Annotated in this window: 20 protein-coding genes, 1 other RNA gene and 1 other annotated feature; of the genes, 15 read left to right on the top strand and 6 right to left on the bottom strand. The window is 41.5% G+C overall.

Features of this window, described 5'->3' with window-relative positions; all coding sequences use genetic code 11:
* Positions 1-4 precede the first annotated feature (4 nt).
* Complete coding sequence (gene dtd, locus ACIQCE_RS12260; RefSeq protein WP_353855098.1) at positions 5-448, top strand: D-aminoacyl-tRNA deacylase; 444 nt, start codon at positions 5-7, stop codon at positions 446-448.
* A gap of 94 nt (positions 449-542) precedes the next feature.
* On the opposite strand, the gene ACIQCE_RS12255 is transcribed toward dtd, so the two are convergent.
* Positions 543-2096: an N-acetylmuramoyl-L-alanine amidase family protein gene (locus tag ACIQCE_RS12255; RefSeq protein ID WP_400495339.1), complete on the bottom strand. Its 1554-nt coding sequence runs from the start codon at positions 2094-2096 to the stop codon at positions 543-545.
* Between the two features lie 160 nt (positions 2097-2256).
* Here ACIQCE_RS12255 and ACIQCE_RS12250 point away from each other — a divergent pair, with 160 nt between their 5' ends.
* From ACIQCE_RS12250 to ACIQCE_RS12230, 5 genes are all read left to right on the top strand, one after another.
* Positions 2257-2427 (top strand): YrzK family protein, encoded by a 171-nt coding sequence (locus ACIQCE_RS12250; protein WP_353855100.1) that lies wholly within the window; start codon positions 2257-2259, stop codon positions 2425-2427.
* 58 nt (positions 2428-2485) lie between these two features.
* Positions 2486-2725, top strand: a binding site (T-box leader).
* 73 nt (positions 2726-2798) lie between these two features.
* The gene (gene hisS / locus ACIQCE_RS12245; RefSeq protein ID WP_353855101.1) at positions 2799-4073 is read left to right on the top strand and encodes a histidine--tRNA ligase; all 1275 of its coding nucleotides are present in this window, start codon (positions 2799-2801) and stop codon (positions 4071-4073) included.
* Between the two features lie 18 nt (positions 4074-4091).
* Positions 4092-5876: an aspartate--tRNA ligase gene (gene aspS / locus ACIQCE_RS12240; protein WP_400495228.1), complete on the top strand. Its 1785-nt coding sequence runs from the start codon at positions 4092-4094 to the stop codon at positions 5874-5876.
* 72 nt (positions 5877-5948) lie between these two features.
* A non-coding RNA gene (gene ssrS, locus ACIQCE_RS12235) (6S RNA) lies at positions 5949-6129 on the top strand.
* Positions 6130-6221: 92 nt separating this feature from the next.
* Positions 6222-6986 carry a tRNA threonylcarbamoyladenosine dehydratase gene (locus tag ACIQCE_RS12230; protein WP_353855103.1) on the top strand — a complete coding sequence of 255 codons (765 nt, stop codon included), beginning with the start codon at positions 6222-6224 and terminating at the stop codon, positions 6984-6986.
* 52 nt (positions 6987-7038) lie between these two features.
* On the opposite strand, the gene ACIQCE_RS12225 is transcribed toward ACIQCE_RS12230, so the two are convergent.
* On the bottom strand, positions 7039-8304 hold the full coding sequence (locus tag ACIQCE_RS12225; RefSeq protein WP_400495226.1) for a replication-associated recombination protein A: 1266 nt from the start codon (positions 8302-8304) through the stop codon (positions 7039-7041).
* A 204-nt stretch (positions 8305-8508) separates the two neighbouring features.
* On the opposite strand from ACIQCE_RS12225, the gene cymR reads away from it, so the two are divergent.
* The 8 genes from cymR to ACIQCE_RS12185 all read left to right on the top strand — a co-directional run bounded on the left by cymR (position 8509) and on the right by ACIQCE_RS12185 (position 15471).
* Positions 8509-8928, top strand: coding sequence for a cysteine metabolism transcriptional regulator CymR (gene cymR, locus ACIQCE_RS12220; protein WP_400495225.1), 420 nt, complete (start codon positions 8509-8511; stop codon positions 8926-8928).
* Between the two features lie 18 nt (positions 8929-8946).
* A complete protein-coding gene (locus tag ACIQCE_RS12215) occupies positions 8947-10089 on the top strand; it encodes a cysteine desulfurase family protein (RefSeq protein WP_400495224.1) in 1143 nt (380 codons plus the stop codon).
* A gap of 94 nt (positions 10090-10183) precedes the next feature.
* Positions 10184-11302 (top strand): tRNA 2-thiouridine(34) synthase MnmA, encoded by a 1119-nt coding sequence (gene mnmA, locus ACIQCE_RS12210; RefSeq protein WP_400495223.1) that lies wholly within the window; start codon positions 10184-10186, stop codon positions 11300-11302.
* Positions 11303-11364: 62 nt separating this feature from the next.
* Positions 11365-12018 carry a tetratricopeptide repeat protein gene (locus ACIQCE_RS12205; RefSeq protein WP_400495222.1) on the top strand — a complete coding sequence of 218 codons (654 nt, stop codon included), beginning with the start codon at positions 11365-11367 and terminating at the stop codon, positions 12016-12018.
* A gap of 19 nt (positions 12019-12037) precedes the next feature.
* Positions 12038-14422 carry an SF1B family DNA helicase RecD2 gene (gene recD2 / locus ACIQCE_RS12200; RefSeq protein ID WP_400495220.1) on the top strand — a complete coding sequence of 795 codons (2385 nt, stop codon included), beginning with the start codon at positions 12038-12040 and terminating at the stop codon, positions 14420-14422.
* Between the two features lie 233 nt (positions 14423-14655).
* Positions 14656-15114, top strand: coding sequence for a PRC-barrel domain-containing protein (locus ACIQCE_RS12195; protein ID WP_400495219.1), 459 nt, complete (start codon positions 14656-14658; stop codon positions 15112-15114).
* 13 nt (positions 15115-15127) lie between these two features.
* Entirely contained in the window at positions 15128-15319 is a 192-nt protein-coding gene (locus ACIQCE_RS12190) for a hypothetical protein (protein ID WP_003216308.1), read from the top strand.
* Positions 15320-15339: 20 nt separating this feature from the next.
* A complete protein-coding gene (locus ACIQCE_RS12185; RefSeq protein ID WP_353855111.1) occupies positions 15340-15471 on the top strand; it encodes a YrzQ family protein in 132 nt (43 codons plus the stop codon).
* Positions 15472-15507: 36 nt separating this feature from the next.
* On the opposite strand, the gene ACIQCE_RS12180 is transcribed toward ACIQCE_RS12185, so the two are convergent.
* From ACIQCE_RS12180 to ACIQCE_RS12165, 4 genes are all read right to left on the bottom strand, one after another.
* Complete coding sequence (locus ACIQCE_RS12180; protein ID WP_400495218.1) at positions 15508-16158, bottom strand: amino acid ABC transporter permease; 651 nt, start codon at positions 16156-16158, stop codon at positions 15508-15510.
* A gap of 15 nt (positions 16159-16173) precedes the next feature.
* The gene (locus ACIQCE_RS12175; RefSeq protein WP_400495217.1) at positions 16174-16827 is read right to left on the bottom strand and encodes an amino acid ABC transporter permease; all 654 of its coding nucleotides are present in this window, start codon (positions 16825-16827) and stop codon (positions 16174-16176) included.
* Between the two features lie 77 nt (positions 16828-16904).
* Positions 16905-17705, bottom strand: a complete 801-nt coding sequence (locus ACIQCE_RS12170; protein WP_400495338.1) for a transporter substrate-binding domain-containing protein — start codon at positions 17703-17705, stop codon at positions 16905-16907.
* A gap of 22 nt (positions 17706-17727) precedes the next feature.
* Positions 17728-18456, bottom strand: a complete 729-nt coding sequence (locus ACIQCE_RS12165) for an amino acid ABC transporter ATP-binding protein (protein ID WP_400495216.1) — start codon at positions 18454-18456, stop codon at positions 17728-17730.
* A 195-nt stretch (positions 18457-18651) separates the two neighbouring features.
* Between ACIQCE_RS12165 and ACIQCE_RS12160 the strand changes: the two genes are divergently transcribed.
* Positions 18652-19716, top strand: coding sequence for an AI-2E family transporter (locus ACIQCE_RS12160; RefSeq protein ID WP_400495215.1), 1065 nt, complete (start codon positions 18652-18654; stop codon positions 19714-19716).
* Positions 19717-19727 lie beyond the last annotated feature (11 nt).

Here is a 19727-nt window from a genome sequence, read left to right as displayed (position 1 = left end):
GTCTATGAGACTTGTTGTGCAGCGTGTGACGAATGCCTCTGTGAGGATAGGAGAAGAAATCACAGGTGCCATCAATGAGGGGTATATGGTCCTTGTTGGTGTCACACATGAAGATACAGAAGCTGATGTGCTCTACTTAGCCGAAAAGCTGGTACATTTGCGTATTTTTGAAGACGAAAACGGGAAAATGAATCGTTCATTACTTGATGTAAAAGGAAGCATTCTGTCTGTTTCTCAATTTACTCTTTATGGTGACACAAGAAAGGGAAGGCGCCCAAATTTTATGCAAGCAGCGAAGCCAGATGTAGCGAAATCACTTTACGAATTATTGAATGAAACTCTTAGAGAAAAAGGAATTCACGTAGAAACTGGTCGATTTGGGGCGATGATGGACGTGTCATTGACCAATTCAGGACCTGTGACAATATGGATGGATAGCAAAGAATAGACTTGCCCTAGACTGTAGATAAACTCACGTGAGTTTGTTTAGAGTCTTTTTCTTTTGGATGATATAAGAAAAGAGGCGTTAACAGCCTCTTTTTTTAACGGAAATAATGTGTTAATCCTTCTGTTATTCCTTCTGTGACTCGTTCTTGATAGGAGGCGCTATAAATCACCGCTTCTTCTTGAGGGTTACTTAAATATCCGAGTTCGTAAAGAAGGGAAGGACGCTTATTTTCTCTTAAAACGAAATAATCTCCGAATTGTACGCCTTTATCTGGAATTTGGGCGTGCTTTGCCACTTCACGATGAACGTTTGTGGCTAGGCTTTGGTCTTTTGCTGTTTGATAATAATAAGCTGTACTTCCTCTGACACTTGGATCCATAAAACTATCATAATGAATACTAATAAATGCATCTGCATTTCGGTAATGAGAGGTTGCGACCCTCGATTGAAGGCTGATAAACGTATCATCACTTCGAGTCAAGTAGACCTTTGCACCAGAAGCTCGCAATTTGTCTGCAAGTAACTTGGCGGTTTTAATCGTGATGTTTTTTTCAAATGCGCCATCTGCTCCGATGGTGCCGCCGTCTTTCCCGCCGTGACCAGGATCAATAACGATGGTTTTTCCTTTTAAAGACCCTGTTCCAGAAGATGATTCTTGTTGCGGTCTTGGTGCTTCACTGCTGTTTTTCTTTGTTTGAACGACCCAGCCGGCGACAAATCCTGTTCCGCCGTTTGATAGTGCTACTTCGTACCAATCCCCTTGTGTGCGAACAATTCGATAAGTAGCTCCCTTAGTTGCTCTTTCTGCTATTGCCGAAGATGTAGAAGCGCTTTTTCTAATATTGGTTCCATCATAGACAATGTATGCTTTTTGTTTAGACGTAGCCGAAGAGGATGGACTTTTTTCGTTTCCATCACTTTTTTCTTGATTGCTGACAATGTAATAGCTTGCGACCCAGCCTTTGTGATGGCCAACCTGAATTTCATACCAACCATTTTGCTCCCGTAATATGGTGATTTGTGTGTTTCTAGGGAGCGAAGCCACAACTTGTGCATTCGGTGCAGCAGTTTGTCTGACATTTAAGCTAGACACGCCTACTGTACCTGTTTGTTTAGAAATAGAAGGATGACTTGACTTAGAGACTGTCTGTCCGCTGGAAATATAATCAGAGTGAACCCAGCCTTCTGTTTGCTGATAAGAAATTTTTGTCCATGCGCCGCTTGTCTTCAGCTTTGTGGCGAATGCGCCTTGCGGAAATGTCCCAATCACTTGATAGGATGTCCCTGGGCCTGTTCGAATACGAAGGTCAGTGGCAGTCGATGTGATCGTGCTGTTTTTTGAATCGGTTTGCCCTTTTCCTTTAGACTTAGCCGTACTTTGTGCGTCAGGAGATTTTTTAATCAACCATGAGACGACCCAGCCCTTTTGTCCGCTTGACAGCCCGATCTGCACCCAATCGCCTTGTTCAGTGAGAATCGGATAACTTTCTCCTCGTTTTACAACGGCTGCTATTCCGTAGCTTAAACCTGGACCAGTTCTCACATTCATTTCATCTGTTGCGACCACAGCTTGATCTGTTTGGGCAGTCACGAAAGTGAGTGGCCAAGTGCTTGCCATGAGAACAAAGCAGGTGAGCAGAAGAATCATTTGATTGTGTTTTTTAACATTCAAAACGGTGTTTTCCCCTCCTTTGTAAAACCAATGAATGTCCATTCGTTATGTCACGTTCTAAATCCTTGCAGTTTTCCTAATAAAAATAAATTAATCTGTTTATACTAAATAAAAATGTGATAAAAGGATGTAAAACATGAGATTAAGTAGGAAATTAGGACGAGTTCAATATAATGGACATCGTGACATGGATCTAAAACAACATGACGAAATGGATCAACCAGGCTTTCTTGAAGAAATTGCTTCTGAATACGGATGTACGTCAAAAGAAGAGCTAGAAAAGAAAAAGAGACACAGCAAGGGTTGACAGAGTGGCAACACCGACCTTATTATAATATAAATCAACACACTTGAAAATTTAAAATGTGGAACCGATGATAGAGAATAGTAGGATAAATTGCGTGAGCAGAGAGGAATCGCCCTTGGCTGAAAGCGAATCCGCATGGCATTTATGACGAAAGAACACTCTGTAGGTTTCTTGCTGAACGCTCTGAAAATGAGTCATTAGGCAGAGGACGTGAATCTGCGTTAAGGATTTGAGCGGGAACATGGTATGATCATGTTTCAACTAGGGTGGCACCACGGGTATAACTCTCGTCCCTACTATACAAATAGTAGAGGCGGGGGTTTTTTATATGCCCACACAAAAAATGAATGATGGTCGTAGGAGGACGAAAAATGAGTTTTCATATTCCAAGAGGGACACAGGATATTTTACCTGGAGAGTCAGAACGCTGGCAGTATGTTGAAAAAATTGCGAGAGACACATGTGCTGTCTATCAATACCAAGAGATTCGTACACCGATTTTTGAGCATACCGAGCTTTTTGCGCGGGGGGTAGGCGAATCAACAGATATCGTTCAAAAAGAAATGTACACATTTGAAGATAAGAAGGGACGCAGCATTACTCTTCGTCCAGAGGGAACTGCTTCAACTGTGCGTTCTTATGTTGAAAATAAACTATTTGCACAACCAATGCAGCCGACAAAGCTATACTACATTGGACCAATGTTCCGCTATGAGCGTCCGCAAACGGGAAGATACCGTCAATTTTATCAATTTGGAATTGAAGCGATCGGTTCAAAAGATCCTGCCATTGATGCAGAAGTTATTTCACTCGCAATGAGTGTCTATGAGAAAGCAGGTCTTTCCAACTTGAAGCTCGTCATTAACAGCCTTGGTGACAAGGATAGCCGTGCTGATTACCGCAAGGCACTAGTGGAGCACTTTGAGCCAAGAATTGATGAATTCTGTCATGATTGTCAATTAAGATTACACCAAAATCCACTGCGCATTCTTGATTGTAAAAAGGACCGTGATCATGAATTGATGGCAACAGCCCCATCCATTCAGGATTATTTAAATGAAGAGTCACGGACTTATTTTGAAAAGGTGAAACAATATTTAACAGATGTCGGCATTGAATATGTCGTCGATCCAAACTTAGTGCGCGGTCTTGATTATTACAATCATACCGCTTTTGAAATCATGAGCAATGCAGAAGGCTTTGGTGCTATTACAACATTAGCTGGTGGCGGTCGCTATGATGGACTTGTCGAAGGAATTGGCGGACCTGAATCCCCAGGTATCGGTTTTGCCATGAGTATTGAGCGTTTTCTTTCGGCGATTGATGCTGAAAAGATAGAGCTTCCAGTACAAGATGGCATCGACTTATACATTGCTGTCATTGGAGATAAAGCGAAAGACTATTCCGTTTCTTTATTGAATCGACTTAGAAAAGAAGGCATTTCAAGCGAAATGGATTATACAGGGAAAAAACTAAAGGCGCAATTTAAATCAGCTGACCGCCTGAAAGCAAAATTTATTGCCGTTCTTGGGGACGATGAGCTTGATCAACATATTGTAAATGTAAAAGATACGACAACGGGTGAACAAATTGAAGTGAAGCTTGATGAGCTGATTCAAATGTTGAAAGCCCACCAGAAAGCGTAAAGAAGGAGTGGAATGTTTGTGTTTGGTAGAACTTTTTATTGTGGAGAAGTAACAGAAGACCAGATTGGTCAGTCAGTCATCTTAAAGGGGTGGGTTCAAAAGAGACGTGACCTTGGCGGGTTAATCTTTCTTGATTTGCGCGACCGTTCGGGAATTGTTCAGGTTGTATTCAACCCAGATCTTTCGAAAGAGGCGCTTGAGACAGCAGAATCAATTCGAAATGAATATGTCCTTGATATAAAAGGTACGGTTGTCGCAAGAGAGGAAGCAACTGTCAATCCTAATCTAAAAACAGGCAAAATTGAAATCCAAGCAGAATCTGTCAAGGTTTTAAGTGAAGCGAAGACGCCTCCATTTGTAATTTCAAATCAAGCAGACGAGGTATCAGAAGATGTCCGGTTAAAATATCGTTACCTAGATCTTCGCCGCCCTGTGATGTTTGAAACGATGAAGATGCGTCATGAAGTGACAAAAGCATTCCGCCACTTTTTAGATGACAACGGTTTTCTAGACATTGAAACGCCGATTTTAACGAAAAGTACCCCAGAGGGTGCACGTGACTATCTTGTACCAAGCCGTGTACATGAAGGGGAGTTTTATGCACTGCCTCAGTCTCCACAAATATTTAAACAATTGCTGATGGTGTCAGGTATAGATCGTTACTATCAAATCGCAAGGTGCTTCAGAGATGAAGATTTACGAGCTGACCGCCAGCCGGAATTTACACAAGTCGATATTGAAATGTCCTTTATGAGTCAAGAGGATATCATGGATCTTGCTGAACAAATGATGGCAAAGGTCATGAAAGATGTCAAAGGAATTGATCTGACATTACCATTACCACGTATGACGTACGATGAAGCGATGAATCGTTATGGATCAGATAAGCCAGATACGCGTTTTGACATGACGCTTGTGAACATTTCAGACACGGTGAAGGACTCAGACTTTAAAGTGTTCAGTGGTGCTGTGCAAAATGGCGGAGCTGTGAAAGCAATTAATGTGAAAGGAGCTGCAGCCAACTACTCAAGAAAAGACATTGATGCACTTGGTGCATTTGCAGCCAACTACGGCGCAAAAGGTCTAGCTTGGCTAAAAGCAGAAGGGGCAGAATTGAAGGGGCCAATTGCCAAATTCTTTGATGAGACGAAGCAAACAGAATTAAAGCAGCAGCTACAAGTAGAAGAAGGCGACCTTTTACTCTTTGTTGCTGATAAGACGTCAGTTGTCCATGATGCGCTCGGAGCACTTCGCTTAAAACTCGGCAAAGAGCTTGGACTCATTGATGAGTCTGCATTTCATTTTTTATGGATTGTCGATTGGCCGCTGTTTGAAAAAGATGAAGACGAAGGCCGCTTCTATGCTGCCCATCATCCATTCACTATGCCAGTTCGTGACGATCTTGAATTAATTGAAACAAGCCCAGAAGACATGAAGGCACAGGCATACGACCTTGTGCTAAATGGTTATGAGCTTGGCGGAGGTTCTATTCGTATTTTCGAAAAGGACATTCAAGAAAAAATGTTTGGTTTACTTGGCTTTTCAAAGGAAGAAGCATACGAACAATTCGGCTTCTTGCTTGATGCATTTGATCATGGTGTTCCTCCGCACGGCGGTATTGCACTTGGGCTTGACCGTTTAGTGATGCTGCTAGCGGGTCGTTCTAACTTAAGAGACACGATTGCTTTCCCTAAAACAGCAAGTGCGAGTTGCGTACTAACAGACGCACCTGGTGAGGTAAGCAAAGCGCAGCTTGATGAGCTAAATCTAGCTATCAAAACAAAAAGTAAAACAGTAAAATAGATGCATGTTTATGGGTATGTAAACGCTTGAAAGTAAGGCATGCCTGTGATATGCTTTCATCAACCAGTAAATAAAGTCCTGATACGTACGGTGGTTACCTAGTTTTGACCGAACATTTTTTTATACGGGAGCTTGTCTTTCCTTTCTGCATAAATGCCTCAATAGAGGACTTATAAAGTGAGGAAGAGAGCACCCACCTGCATGGTGCGGGGTTCAAAACGAAGGAAAAGCTGGCGGCGTGTTCGGGGCTTTTTTGTGTTTTTTTCTCTTTGAGAAGGATGACGGAGAAGTCTGAATGTGATATGATTCTTTCGATTCATTTTAAATAAAGGTGGAGTGAGGCACTTGTTACATCAGTTTTCAAGAAACGAGCTTGCCATTGGCAAGGAAGGCTTAGATAGGTTAAAAAACAGTACGGTTGCAGTGCTTGGTGTGGGCGGAGTAGGTTCATTTGCAGTAGAAGCACTTGCTCGCTCGGGCGTTGGGCGTATTGTTCTTGTTGATAAAGATGATATTGATATTACGAATATAAATCGTCAGTTGCCGGCTCTTTTGTCAACAATTGGTCAACCCAAAGTTGATTTAATGAAGGAAAGAATTGCTGATATTCATCCAGAATGTGAAGTTATTGCCCTGAAGATGTTTTACACAGAGGAAACATATGAGCAATTTTTTGAATATCCTCTTGATTATGTCATCGATGCTTCTGACACCATTCATTACAAAATTCATTTGATGAAAGAATGTCTAAAGCGCAATGTCAACATGATTTCTAGTATGGGTGCTGCGAATAAGACAGACCCGACACGATTTCAAATTGCTGATATTTCGAAAACACATACGGATCCAATTGCAAAAGTTGTGAGAACACGTCTGCGTAAGGAAGGCATCCATAAGGGGATTAAAGTCATTTTCTCTGACGAAAGTCCAATTGTCATTCGTGAGGATGTAAGAAAAGAAGTAGGAAATGATGAGGCGAAGATTCGCAAGGCGAAAATGCCGCCTTCATCCAATGCATTTGTACCGTCTGTTGCTGGGCTGATCATGGGTGGTCATGTCATTATGGAGCTTTTAAAAGACATTCCAATTACCCGTGTAAAAGATAAATAAATTCCCCGCCTGTTGATGGGACTTGACCTCATCCTGATGCAGGGGGGGGTTTTTATTTTTGTCGTTTTATATTCTCATAGACCTGCTTAAGCGCTCCTTCAAATTTCCCAGTTTGTTTTGGCTGATAGTACTGCTTGTTTTTAAGCGGATCAGGTAAATATTGCTGTTTCACCCAGCCGTTTTCATAATCGTGCGGATATAAATAATCTACGCCTCTTCCAAGTGCCGTCGCTCCTTTATAGTGAGCATCCTTTAAATGAACAGGCACTTCACCTACTTTTCCTGATCGAATGTCTTTTAAAGCTGCATCAATGGCAGTATAAGCAGAATTTGATTTTGGGGAAAGGCACAGCTCGATGACTGCATTTGCTAACGGGATACGTGCTTCTGGAAAACCAATTCTTTCTGCTGTTTGAACAGCGCTTAATACGCGTGGTCCCACTTGCGGACTGGCTAGGCCGATATCCTCATAAGCGATCACAAGTAATCGTCTTGAGATGCTTTCAAGATCTCCAGCTTCAATAAGTCTTGCGAGATAATGGAGAGCAGCATCAGCGTCAGATCCTCTAATGGATTTTTGAAAAGCCGAGAGGACATCATAATGAGCATCACCGTTCTTATCGTGCGAAAAGCTCTTCTTTTGTAAACATTCTTCTGCTTCGGTAAGGGTAATGGAGATATTTCCGTTTTCATCAGCTTTCGTCGATAAGACGGCTAGTTCAAGGGCGTTTAAAGCGGACCGGACGTCCCCGCCGCATCCCTGTGCAAAATGGTTCATTGCCTCATCAGCGACGGTTACGGAATAACCGCCAAGTCCTCGATGTTCATCAAGCAATGCCCGTGTTAAGGCTGCTTTGATTTGCTCTGTTTCAAGAGGCTTTAGCTCAAATATTTGGGTTCGGCTTCGTATGGCGGGATTCATCGCATGATAGGGATTCGCTGTTGTGGCGCCGATCAAGATGATCATCCCATTCTCTAAATAAGGAAGTAAGAAATCTTGCTTCCCTTTATCCAGCCTGTGTACTTCATCTAAAATCAGGATGACTTGGCCGCTCATTTTTGCTTCAGCTGCGACAGCTTCCATATCTTTTTTGTTATGAATGACCGCATTCAGTGTTCGAAAGGCAATGCTTGTACTACCAGCAATAGCAGTGGCAATTGACGTTTTGCCAATCCCAGGCGGTCCGTATAAGATCATTGAGGACAAATGTTTGGCCTCTACCATTCGTCTAATAATTTGGCCTTCTCCAACTAGATGCTCTTGTCCAATAATGTCTTCAATATGACTTGGTCGCATCCGATAAGCTAAAGGTTTCATGATTTATCTCTCCTGAGCTTTGTCTTGTGTGTATAGAGTACCGAAATTTCTTCAAATAGGAAAGGGATGTGGCCTCACGTGAAGCGGGGAACCTGCAAATGAAAGTTAGTTGAAAGTATGATATAATTGCTTTTGGTCTATATAAGCGTATATGAAATCAGAAAAATTTGATGACATAGAATAGAAAACGCAGAGGTGTTTAACGTGAAAATTTCAACTAAAGGCAGATACGGTCTGACGATTATGATAGAACTAGCCAAAAAACATGGCGAAGGCCCTACATCATTAAAATCTATCGCTCAAAACAATGATTTGTCTGAGCATTATTTAGAACAACTTGTGTCACCACTTCGCAATGCCCGTCTTGTGAAAAGTATTCGCGGAGCGTACGGCGGTTATGTACTTGCCCATGAACCGAACGAAATTACAGCTGGTGATATTATTCGTGTATTAGAAGGACCAATTAGTCCTGTCGAAGTTATTGAAAATGAGGAACCAGCTAAGCGTGAGCTATGGATTCGTATTCGTGATGCAGTAAAAGATGTACTGGACAATACAACTCTTGAAGACCTAGCTAGTTATACAGGCGATGGGGACCAAGATGCGTACATGTTCTATATTTAATTCAGAGGTGTACCGGAAATGGAACGTATATATTTAGATCATGCTGCCACAACACCAATGGAACAGCGTGTTGTGGACAAGATGTTGCCCTTTTTTACAGAGACATTCGGCAACCCCTCTAGTATTCATTCGTTTGGACGTGAGGCAAGAAAGTGGCTTGATGAAGCAAGAGAAGTGATCGCAGCAGAATTACACTGTAAATCGCAGGAGATCATCCTGACAAGTGGTGGAACAGAGGCAGATAATTTGGCGATCACAGGTGTAGCAATGGCAAGGCAACATGAAGGAAAACATATCATCACAGCGAAAACAGAGCATCATGCGGTGTTGCATACGTGTGAACATTTAGAGAAGCTAGGGTTTGAGGTGACTTACTTAGATGTGGATCAAACAGGATTGATTCATCTAGATCAGTTAAAACGGGAGCTAAGAGATGATACCATCCTCGTCACCATCATGTACGGTAATAATGAAACAGGGGTTCTTCAGCCAATAAGAGAAATTGGCGAACTCTTGAAAGATCATCCTGCTTATTTTCATACAGATGCCGTACAGGCATTTGGGACAATGCCTATTGATGTAGTCGATCTCCATATTGATCTATTGTCTGCTTCAGGCCATAAACTAAATGGACCGATGGGGACAGGCTTCTTATATGTGAATGAACGTGTGAAACTCTTGCCGCAAATGTTCGGGGGAGAACAAGAAAGAAAGCGGCGTGCTGGTACTGAAAATGTGGCTGGAATCGTTGGGCTTGCAGAAGCAGTACAACTGACAAAGCAAAATAGAAGAGAAAAAGCAGCGCATTATGATAAGCTCAAAGAAACCATGTTGCAAGTATTTGAGAAAGAATCCCTTGCTTTCACGATCAATGGACATCCTGAACATACATTGCCGCATATATTAAATGTTCATTTCCTGGGAGTCTCTATTGAATCGTTACTTGTGAATTTGGATATGGAAGGAATTGCTGTTTCAAGTGGATCTGCATGTACGGCTGGATCTGTCCTTCCTTCGCACGTTTTAAGCGCCATGTTTGGCAAGGAAGCAAAAGAGCTGACGTCCTCAGTTAGAATAAGCTTCGGTCTTGGAAATGAAGAGGATCATGTGGAGCAGGCAGCACACAAAATAGCGGCTGTTGTGAAACGTCTTGTCAAATGAATGTTTCCCCTTCATTTTAGTGTGAAGAATGAAACAGCTTTACACCTGAAGAAGAAACACGAACGCTGTTTCATTGAAATTGGAGTTGATGAAGATGACAAAAAGACCAGAAGAGACAAGAGTTGTGGTCGGGATGTCCGGAGGAGTCGATTCATCAGTTGCTGCCCTTTTGTTAAAGGAGCAAGGCTATGATGTCATCGGCATATTTATGAAAAACTGGGATGACACTGATGAAAATGGTGTATGTACAGCAACGGAAGATTACGAGGATGTCATTCGTGTCTGTAACCAAATCGGAATCCCTTATTATGCAGTAAATTTCGAGAAGCAATATTGGGACAAAGTGTTTCAATATTTCCTCGATGAATATAAAGCAGGCAGAACGCCAAACCCAGATGTCATGTGCAACAAAGAAATTAAGTTCAAAGCTTTTCTTGAGCATGCTTTATCGCTCGGTGCAGATTATTTGGCAACAGGTCACTATGCACGTGTCGATCGAACAGGCGACGAAGTCAAAATGCTAAGAGGCCTTGATGCGAACAAAGATCAGACGTACTTCTTAAATCAATTGACACAAGAGCAGCTTGATAAAGTGATGTTCCCAATCGGTGATTTAGAGAAAAGCAAGGTTCGTGAACTGGCGAAAGAAGCAAAGCTGGTAACTGCTACGAAAAAAGATTCGACTGGCATTTGCTTTATTGGAGAAAGAAACTTCAAAACATTTCTTAGTCAGTACCTGCCAGCACAGCCTGGCGTGATGCAGACAATGGATGGAGAAGTGAAAGGTCAGCATGATGGATTGATGTATTACACAATTGGTCAACGTCAAGGGCTTGGAATTGGTGGAAGCGGTGACCCTTGGTTTGTTGTTGGGAAAGATTTGGAACGAAATGTGTTATTTGTGGAACAAGGCTTCCATAATCCGCTTTTATATTCTGACAGTATTTCAGCCGTCAATATCAGTTGGACTCGTTCTCATATTGTAGACGAAAACGGTGAATTAACATGCACAGCAAAATTTAGATACCGTCAAGAAGATCATCCAGTCAAAGTCAAAATAACAGGTGAGCAAGAAGCGATGGTATTCTTTGAAGAACCAGTTCGTGCTGTCACACCAGGTCAAGCTGTTGTCTTTTACGATGGTGACGAATGTCTTGGGGGCGGTACAATAGATGATGTCTTTAAAGATGGTCAAAAGCTGTCGTATGTTTAACATGTTTCAAAAACCTCAACGTCACTGTTGAGGTTTTTTAATGAAAGGATGAGATAAACGAAATGAATCACAATGAGATCGGCATTGAAGCACTCAATCAAGGGGATATCGAAAAGGCAGCAGAAGCTTTTACAAAAGCAATAGAAGAAAGCCCTAAAGACCCCGTTCCATATATCAATTTTGCCAATTTACTTTCAAGTATCAATGAATACGAACGTGCCTTGAATTTTTTCCAGAAAGCAATTGAGCTAGATGACACAGCAGCTGCGGCTTATTACGGAGCAGGAAATGTGTACACATTAAAAGAAGACTTTATGAAAGCAAAAGACTTTTTTGAAAAAGCACTTAAAACTGGAATGGAAAATAGTGATCTATTTTATATGTTAGGTCATACGCTTATGAAATTAGAGCAGCCGAAGCTCGCCATGCCTTATCTACAGCGAGCAATCGAATTAAATGAAGATGACAATGAAGCAAGGTTTCAATTCGGCATGTGTTTAGCAAATGAACATCTACTGCAAGAAGCAGTGAATATATTTACAGAAGTGGTAAAGCGTGACCCACAACATGCAGATGCCTTTTATAATTTAGGGGTCGCTTATGCTTATCTAGAGAATAAGGACGAAGCACTTGAAATGCTAGGGAAAGCCGTTGAAGTTCAGCCTGATCATCTGCTCGCACTTCATGCCCAAAAGCTGATTCAAGAGGTAAAATAAAAGGAAGGAGGGAAGACCTGTGCAGGAAAATCCAGATCAAATGAAGCTTGATGATGAGCCATTTCTAAAAGGCACAGTGCAAGCTGTTATTTTCCATAATGAAAGCAATTTATATTCAGTATTAAAAGTGAAAGTCATTGAGACATCAGAAGACTTAGAGGAAAAAACGGCATCTGTCACAGGCTACTTCCCAGCACTTCATGAGAACGAAACGTACATTTTTTATGGAAAAGTCACGAGCCATCCGAAATTCGGCGAACAGTTTCAGGCGACTCATTTTGAAAAAGAAGTGCCAACAACGAAACAAGGAATTATTCATTACCTCTCCAGTGACTTATTTGAAGGGATAGGGAAGAAAACAGCAGAAGACATTGTGGGTCAGCTAGGGAATCAAACGCTTCATAAAATTATGCGTGACCCAGCTGTTTTGTATGAGGTTCCACGCTTATCAAAAAAGAAAGCCGATAAGCTTGCTGCTGCGCTTCAACAGCATCAAGGACTGGAGCAAATCATGATCCACCTAAATCAGTATGGCTTTGGTCCACAGTTGAGTATGAAAATTTACCAAGTGTATGAAGGCGAAACCCTGCAAAAAATTAAAGAAAATCCTTATCAACTTGTGAAAGATGTAGAGGGAATCGGATTTATTAAAGCAGATGAGCTAGGGGCAAGAACGGGCATTTCCGGAAATGATCCGGCTCGGATTCGTGCAGCACTTCTTTATACAGTAGAGACTGCCTGCCTGAAAGACGGCCATACTTACATCCAAACAAAAGATCTCATTGTTGAAACGAGAAAGTTGCTCAACCAAACAGGGAATGATGACAAAGTCACGGAGATGGATGTAGCTAATCAAATACTCGCGCTTGGTGAAGGGAAAGATATGATAATTGAAGATGACAGGTGCTATCATCCTTCTTTGTTTTATGCAGAGCAGAGTGTGGCAAAACGAATTCAAAAAATTGTATCCCAAACCGAATATGCAGATCAATTTCCTGAATCAGAATTCCTCCTTGCACTTGGTGAATTGGAGGAACGTTTAGGTGTACAGTATGCTCCTACACAAAAAGAAGCCATCCAAAAAGCGCTCATGTCACCTATGCTGCTTTTAACGGGCGGACCAGGGACAGGAAAAACAACGGTGATTAAAGGAATCGTTGAGCTGTATAGCGATCTGCACGGCGTATCGCTTGATCCAAGTGATTACAAAAAGGATGAATCGTTTCCATTTGTCCTAGCTGCTCCAACGGGACGGGCGGCCAAACGAATGACCGAATCAACAGGGCTTCCGGCAGTGACCATCCACAGGCTGCTTGGCTGGAATGGGTCTGAAGGCTTTTCGCACGATGAGGATCAGCCAATTGAAGGGAAACTTGTCATCATAGATGAATCGAGCATGTTGGATATTTGGCTTGCAAACCACTTATTCAAAGCGATCCCTGATCAGATTCAAGTCATTATGGTGGGGGATGAACACCAGCTTCCATCTGTTGGCCCAGGACAAGTATTAAGGGATTTACTAGCATCAAATGTCGTACCTGCTGTCACCTTAACAGATATTTACCGGCAGGCAGACGGCTCGACCATTGTTGAGCTAGCTCATGATATGAAAAATGGTGTTCTACCAAAAAATATAGCTGCACGATCAAAAGATCGATCCTTTATTCAATGTACAACAGATCAATTGAAAGAAGTCATTGAAAAGGTTGTCCTAAACGCAGCTCAAAAAGGCTATACGGCGAAAGATATTCAAGTATTAGCCCCTATGTATAAAGGAAAAGCCGGCATCAATGAGCTAAATAAAATGCTTCAGCAAATTTTGAACCCTAAAAAACCAAAGGGTAGGGAAATCTCCTTTGGTGATGTTGTGTACCGGACGGGGGATAAGGTGCTTCAGCTTGTGAATCAGCCGGAGAATAACATTTTCAATGGTGACATTGGCGAAATTGTCTCGATTTTTTACGCAAAAGAAAATACGGAAAAAGAAGACATGGTCGTCATATCATTTGATGGGAATGAAATCACCTTTACGAAAAAAGATTTTCATCAGTTTACACATGCTTATTGCTGCTCCATTCACAAATCACAGGGCAGTGAGTTTCCGATCGTTGTGCTCCCAGTGGTCAGAAGCTATTATCGAATGCTTCGACGAAATTTGTTGTACACAGCCATTACACGAAGCAAAAAGTATTTGATTCTGTGCGGTGAAGAATTAGCACTGGAATGGGGCGTCAAAAATAATGAAGATTCCCTTCGACAAACGTCATTAACGATGCGACTTGTAAACACCGAAAAGGTGATGGATGCTGAACTTGAAGCACTTCAAAAAGAACTTCCGTTTAGCGTACATGATGCAAATATCGGAATGGAGGGAATCACCCCATTTGATTTTATGCATGACTAAACAGATTGTTGACAAAGGGCTAAAATGGTTTTTATTTTAGCCCTTTGACATTTTTCAGCGTGAATTGAAAACCGCTACTTGTGCGAAGGGAATTGAACATTCGTGAGCACCAGCACGCAGATCTGACAACGAATGGGTTTGTCTACCTTCATTCATGGAAGCCATTTCTTCGTATGAGGCATACAACAAACGCACACGATAAGACTGTTCCGCAAAAGGTGGTTGATCACATTTTGAGAACATGTCGAGAGCTTGAGGGAATGTCTATCTATACAGATGAACTGTCTCATTCACTTGGTCAAATCAAAGATATTTGTTTATTAGCCGGCGGTAGCTGCGGAGGGTATATTTTAGACGGGAAAAAGAAAGATTGTGCGCTCATTCCATTCTCAGGTGGCGATAAACTGACAGACAAAGGTTTATATGTGTGCTGCCATGAGTCGATGGGATTAGATTCCGCTGCACCCTCCATATTATTTTCGAAACTAAAAAAGAAAATGATGCAATCACCCGATGGTGAAAATTTAGGCATTTTGGAAGATGTATACTTTTGTCCAAATTCGGGCACAATCGTAGCATATGAACTCTCAGACGGCTTCTTTACAGAGCTATCAGGGATACGAAAGCAGCTTTACGCTGCTGGAACCTTGATGAACGTTCAAAAGGAAGCACTTGTTCTAAACCGAACGTAAAGAGGTGCTGATTATGCTCATTTGCCCAAATTGCAAATGTAAAGACATCGGAAAAATAGGGGTCAATCAATATTATTGTTGGGGCTGTTTTATTGAATTGACGCTGTCAAAAGGCAAAATATCTACACATCAAGTGGAGGAAGACGGTACACTAAGCAGTTTAGATGATCTGTTTAGTGATGATGAACGTTCGATTCAACTATAAGTGTTAAGGGGGAATTTCGAATGGGCAAAATGACTTCTTCACTATTAACGCTTAGTGCGGGTGCACTTGCATATCACCTTGCAAGTAAATATGATATGCCATCTAAGCGGAATATGAAAAAGCTGAGAAAACGTGTTATGCGTATGCTTTAAAGGGAAAGGACATCCATGAATGAGCGGATGTCCTTTTTAAGTTTGCCTATATTCTAATCGCCTTGCAATCAGTGATAAGCCGAAGTTGACGATAAAATACAGCAATGCCGAAAGGAGGAAAATGGGAAGTAAGTATGACTGGCTTTGGCCGTTCAAAATTTGAGCGTGATGCAATAGTTCAGGGAGAGCAATGACGACCGCTAAGGATGTATCTTTTAAAAGTGAAATAAATTGACTCACAATCGGTGGCACCATACGGCGTAAAGCTTGAGGCATCATGATCATTTTTAATGTTTGAATATAAGTGAAACCAGAGGACCTTGCTGCTTCAACCTGCCCCTTATCAATTGATTTAAGTCCGCTACGTATAATTTCTGATAACATAGCCGATTCAAAAACGGTTAATGCAGCGATTGCTGAGACGGTAATACTAAGCTTGATACCGATTTCAGGCAATGCAAAATACGTAAAAAAAATAATGAGCAAAAGCGGCAAGTTCCGAATCGTTTCAACAATGACAGCGAGCACTTTTGATAGAACAGGAATTTGAACGAATCTCAATGTGCCAACGATCAATCCAATGACAAAGCTCAAAATGATGGAGATAAAAGCCACTTTTAAGGTGACAGCAAATCCTTCGAGTAAAAAGACGAGATGATCAGGCTGATAGGCCCCTAAAAAATCCATTGTGTTTCCTCCTTTCTAGTGGCTTCGGGCTAACCTTCTTTCTAAATAGCCAACCCCTATACTAAGCGGAATCGTTAATAGTAAATAAAACATAGCAACGAAGATGTATACATCAAATGTCACAAACGTTCGGGAAGCAATGAGATCCCCTTGATACATCAGATCAAACCCTGCAATGACGCCTAGAATAGAGGAGTTTTTGACAAGGTTAATAAATTGATTTCCAAGAGGAGGAATGACCATTTTAATGGCTTGCGGCAAAATAATATATCGCATTGTCTCACCATATGACAGACCACAAGCACGAGCTGCTTCCATTTGTCCAATTGGAACAGCTTGTATGCCTGCTCGAATGGCTTCGGCAATAAACGCAGAGGTGTAAATGGCAAGTGCGATGGTTCCGGCTGTAAAGCCATCTGCCACAATGCCCAACTCTGGTAAACCAAAAAAGAAAACAAATGTGATCAATAATAACGGAATATTCCGAATAAACTCCACGTAAGCCGTCCCTAACCAGTTCAGCGGCTTTAGTGGAGCAATTCTCATAATGGCAATGAACGTACCGATCAAAAAGCTTCCGATTAAGGCGATAATGCTTGCACCAATGGTATATTTAAACCCTTCTAAATAAAGGTCTAAGTTTTCAGTTAAAATTGAAAACCGCAGCAATCAGTCCACTTCCTTTCTGATCAACAGGCGAGCCTAAGCGGCTCAACCTGGCGACAGCTGTATTGCTTGTAAAACCATTATTCCTTAATCCACTTTTTATAAATCTTGTCATACTCTCCTTTATCTTTTAAATCTTTTAATGCTTTGTTGATTGCATCTGTCAGCTCTTGATCGCCTTTTTTCACGGCAATCCCATAAGGCTCATTTGTGAAGGTGCCGCCGACTACTTCATAGTTTGAGTCTTCATCTGCCATTCCAAACAAGATCGCATTATCTGTTGTGAGCACCTGTCCTTGGTTAGATTTTAATGCAGTGAAGGCTTCTTGATAGTTTTCAAATTCTAAGACAGATGCTTCCGGTGCTTTTTGGCGAATATTTTGGGAAGAGGTGGAACCTTTGACGGCAAGCACCTTGGTTCCTTTTTTAATATCATCAATGGATTGTATGTTGCTTCCTTTTTTCACAAGAAGTGATTGTCCTGCTTCAAAGTAAACATCAGAGAAGTTGACTTCTTTTTTGCGTTCTTCTGTGATCGTCATAGTGGCGACAATCGCATGAATATCTCCCTTTTGCAACAAGGGAATTCTCGTTTTAGACGTGACTTCCTTAAATTCTGCTTTTCCATCAACGCCGAGTATTTCCTTCGTAATGGCTTTGGCAATATCAATATCGAATCCTTCTATTTCCCCGCTGCTAGGATTTTTTAGACCGAACAGACGTGTGTCATTTTTTACACCAAAAATAATTTTTTTATCTTTCTTAATGGCTTCTAATGAGCTTTTTTGTTTTGGAACAGATGATCCTTTCTCTGTAGAACCACAAGCTGTAAGTGCGACAACACAACAAGTGATGAAAACAAGTAAAGATAAGCGTTTCATATTTTTCATGAATCAATTCCCCCTAGTGATTTAAAATTCGGCTTAAGAATTGTTGAGCGCGTTTCTCACGCGGTTTTTCATAAAATGCAGCAGGTGTGGATTCTTCAAGAATCTTTCCTTCATCGATAAAGACAATTCGATCAGCAACCTCTCTGGCAAATCCCATTTCGTGTGTGACGACGACCATGGTCATTCCTTCACGGGCCAGCTGTTTCATGACATCTAGTACTTCTCCGATCATCTCTGGGTCAAGAGCAGAAGTAGGTTCGTCAAAAAGCATGACTTCAGGTTTCATTGCAAGAGCTCTTGCAATGGCCACACGCTGCTGCTGACCTCCAGAAAGCTTTGAAGGGTAAGCATCTGCTTTATCAGGAATACCGACTTTATTTAAATAAAATTCAGCCGTTTCCTTTGCTTCTTCTTTGCTCACTTTTTTGACCTTCATGGGCGCTAGCATGATGTTTTCTAACACCGTCTTATGAGGATAGAGATGGAAGTGCTGAAACACCATGCCAATGTTTTGTCTGACAAGATTAATGTTGGTTTTGGGGTGCTGAACAGATACTTGGTTGACGAGCACTTTCCCCTCATCAATACTTTCAAGACGATTGATGCACCTGAGCATGGTACTTTTACCAGACCCCGAAGGACCGATGATCACAACAACTTCACCTTTTTGAATATGTAGGTTAATGTCCTTGAGTACATGGAACTGGCCATAATACTTGTTGACTTCTTCGAATGTGATCATGAAGAACCTCCTCTTCTGTTCATTTTCGACGCTTGTGAAAAAGGGAAATGATGGAATGGGATGTGACAAAATTCTAGTGACGTTGGATGGAGCTGTATGTTTCATGTGTATTCATTTTTAACAAAGTTAGGACAAATTTTATTTATATGGATATTTACAGAAGAAGGTTAAACAATAAGAAAAGAGGTGAAAAAGGTGAAGAAACGTCCGATAGAGTTTCTTATATATGCTGCAGGTGTATTGCTTGTCCTTGCATCCCTACTCATTTTGATTCAGTTAGACGAGATATGGATGCCTATTTTTTTATTGTTAAAAGCTATTCTCATTCCGCTTTTCATCGCCATTTTTATTACTTATTTGCTCTATCCAATTGTTGAAAGGCTGCACGGTCAGGGTTTGCCGAGAACATTCAGTCTCTTGCTGATATATTTATTATTCTTCGGCGGCACAGGTTTTGCTGTATATAAAGGGGCGCCTGTAATGATTGCACAGTTAAATGAGCTGTCAGAGCAAATACCAGTGCTTGCTGAAACCTATAATGGCGCTTTATCTCATATTCATCGTCATACGAGCCACTGGCCTGACAGGCTGCATGAACGGCTTGACCGGTTCATTGTGCAATCGGAAACTTATGCGGCAAATGGCGCAGAGCGGATGATTCTTAGCTGTAAGGTGTTATTTGATTATGCATTAGTCGCTGCTTTGATTCCTTTTCTTGTCTTTTACATGGTGAAAGATATAAACACGATGAAGCGGGCTGCATGGTATTTAACGCCGCCTAAGTTCCGAAAGAGAGGATATGCATTTGTAAGGGCTGTCGATAACTCACTTGGTGATTATATAAGAGGACAATTGTTTGTCTGTTCACTGATTGGAGGAGCAGCAGCCATAATTTTCTGGTTGTTTCATATTCCTTATCCACTCGTATTAGGTGTACTGATTGGCGCAACCAATGTTATCCCATACTTTGGACCTATAATTGGTGCTGTTCCTGCTTTAATCATTGCTTTCACTGTCTCAGTTAAATCAGTCATCATTGTGATGATCACAGTGGCAGTTCTGCAATTTTTAGAAAGCAATGTGCTCAGCCCGATTATTGTGGGTAGAAGTCTTCATATGCACCCTGTGGTCATCATGCTTGTTCTGCTTGCAGGAGGAGAATTGTTTGGTTTAATTGGTATGATTTTGGCCGTACCATCTGCAGCAATTATTAGAGTCATCATTGTGCAATATATTCACATGAGACGAAGCGTTCATTGACAATATGTGCC

Origin of the sequence: Bacillus sp. NPDC093026, assembly GCF_044754665.1 — a bacterium.
Taxonomy (GTDB): domain Bacteria; phylum Bacillota; class Bacilli; order Bacillales; family Bacillaceae; genus Bacillus; species Bacillus maqinnsis.
The sequence above is the reverse complement of the archived record's forward strand: the minus strand, read 5'-3'. Positions and strand labels throughout refer to the sequence as shown.

Coding starts and splice junctions, on each gene's coding strand:
- dtd (WP_353855098.1), top strand. CDS start 5: ATGAGACTTGTTGTGCAGCGTGTGACGAATGCCTCTGTGAGGATAGGA.
- ACIQCE_RS12255 (WP_400495339.1), bottom strand. CDS start 2,096: ATGATTCTTCTGCTCACCTGCTTTGTTCTCATGGCAAGCACTTGGCCA.
- ACIQCE_RS12250 (WP_353855100.1), top strand. CDS start 2,257: ATGAGATTAAGTAGGAAATTAGGACGAGTTCAATATAATGGACATCGT.
- hisS (WP_353855101.1), top strand. CDS start 2,799: ATGAGTTTTCATATTCCAAGAGGGACACAGGATATTTTACCTGGAGAG.
- ACIQCE_RS12225 (WP_400495226.1), bottom strand. CDS start 8,304: ATGAAACCTTTAGCTTATCGGATGCGACCAAGTCATATTGAAGACATT.
- ACIQCE_RS12215 (WP_400495224.1), top strand. CDS start 8,947: ATGGAACGTATATATTTAGATCATGCTGCCACAACACCAATGGAACAG.
- mnmA (WP_400495223.1), top strand. CDS start 10,184: ATGACAAAAAGACCAGAAGAGACAAGAGTTGTGGTCGGGATGTCCGGA.
- ACIQCE_RS12205 (WP_400495222.1), top strand. CDS start 11,365: ATGAATCACAATGAGATCGGCATTGAAGCACTCAATCAAGGGGATATC.
- ACIQCE_RS12190 (WP_003216308.1), top strand. CDS start 15,128: ATGCTCATTTGCCCAAATTGCAAATGTAAAGACATCGGAAAAATAGGG.
- ACIQCE_RS12185 (WP_353855111.1), top strand. CDS start 15,340: ATGGGCAAAATGACTTCTTCACTATTAACGCTTAGTGCGGGTGCACTT.
- ACIQCE_RS12180 (WP_400495218.1), bottom strand. CDS start 16,158: ATGGATTTTTTAGGGGCCTATCAGCCTGATCATCTCGTCTTTTTACTC.
- ACIQCE_RS12170 (WP_400495338.1), bottom strand. CDS start 17,705: ATGAAACGCTTATCTTTACTTGTTTTCATCACTTGTTGTGTTGTCGCA.
- ACIQCE_RS12165 (WP_400495216.1), bottom strand. CDS start 18,456: ATGATCACATTCGAAGAAGTCAACAAGTATTATGGCCAGTTCCATGTA.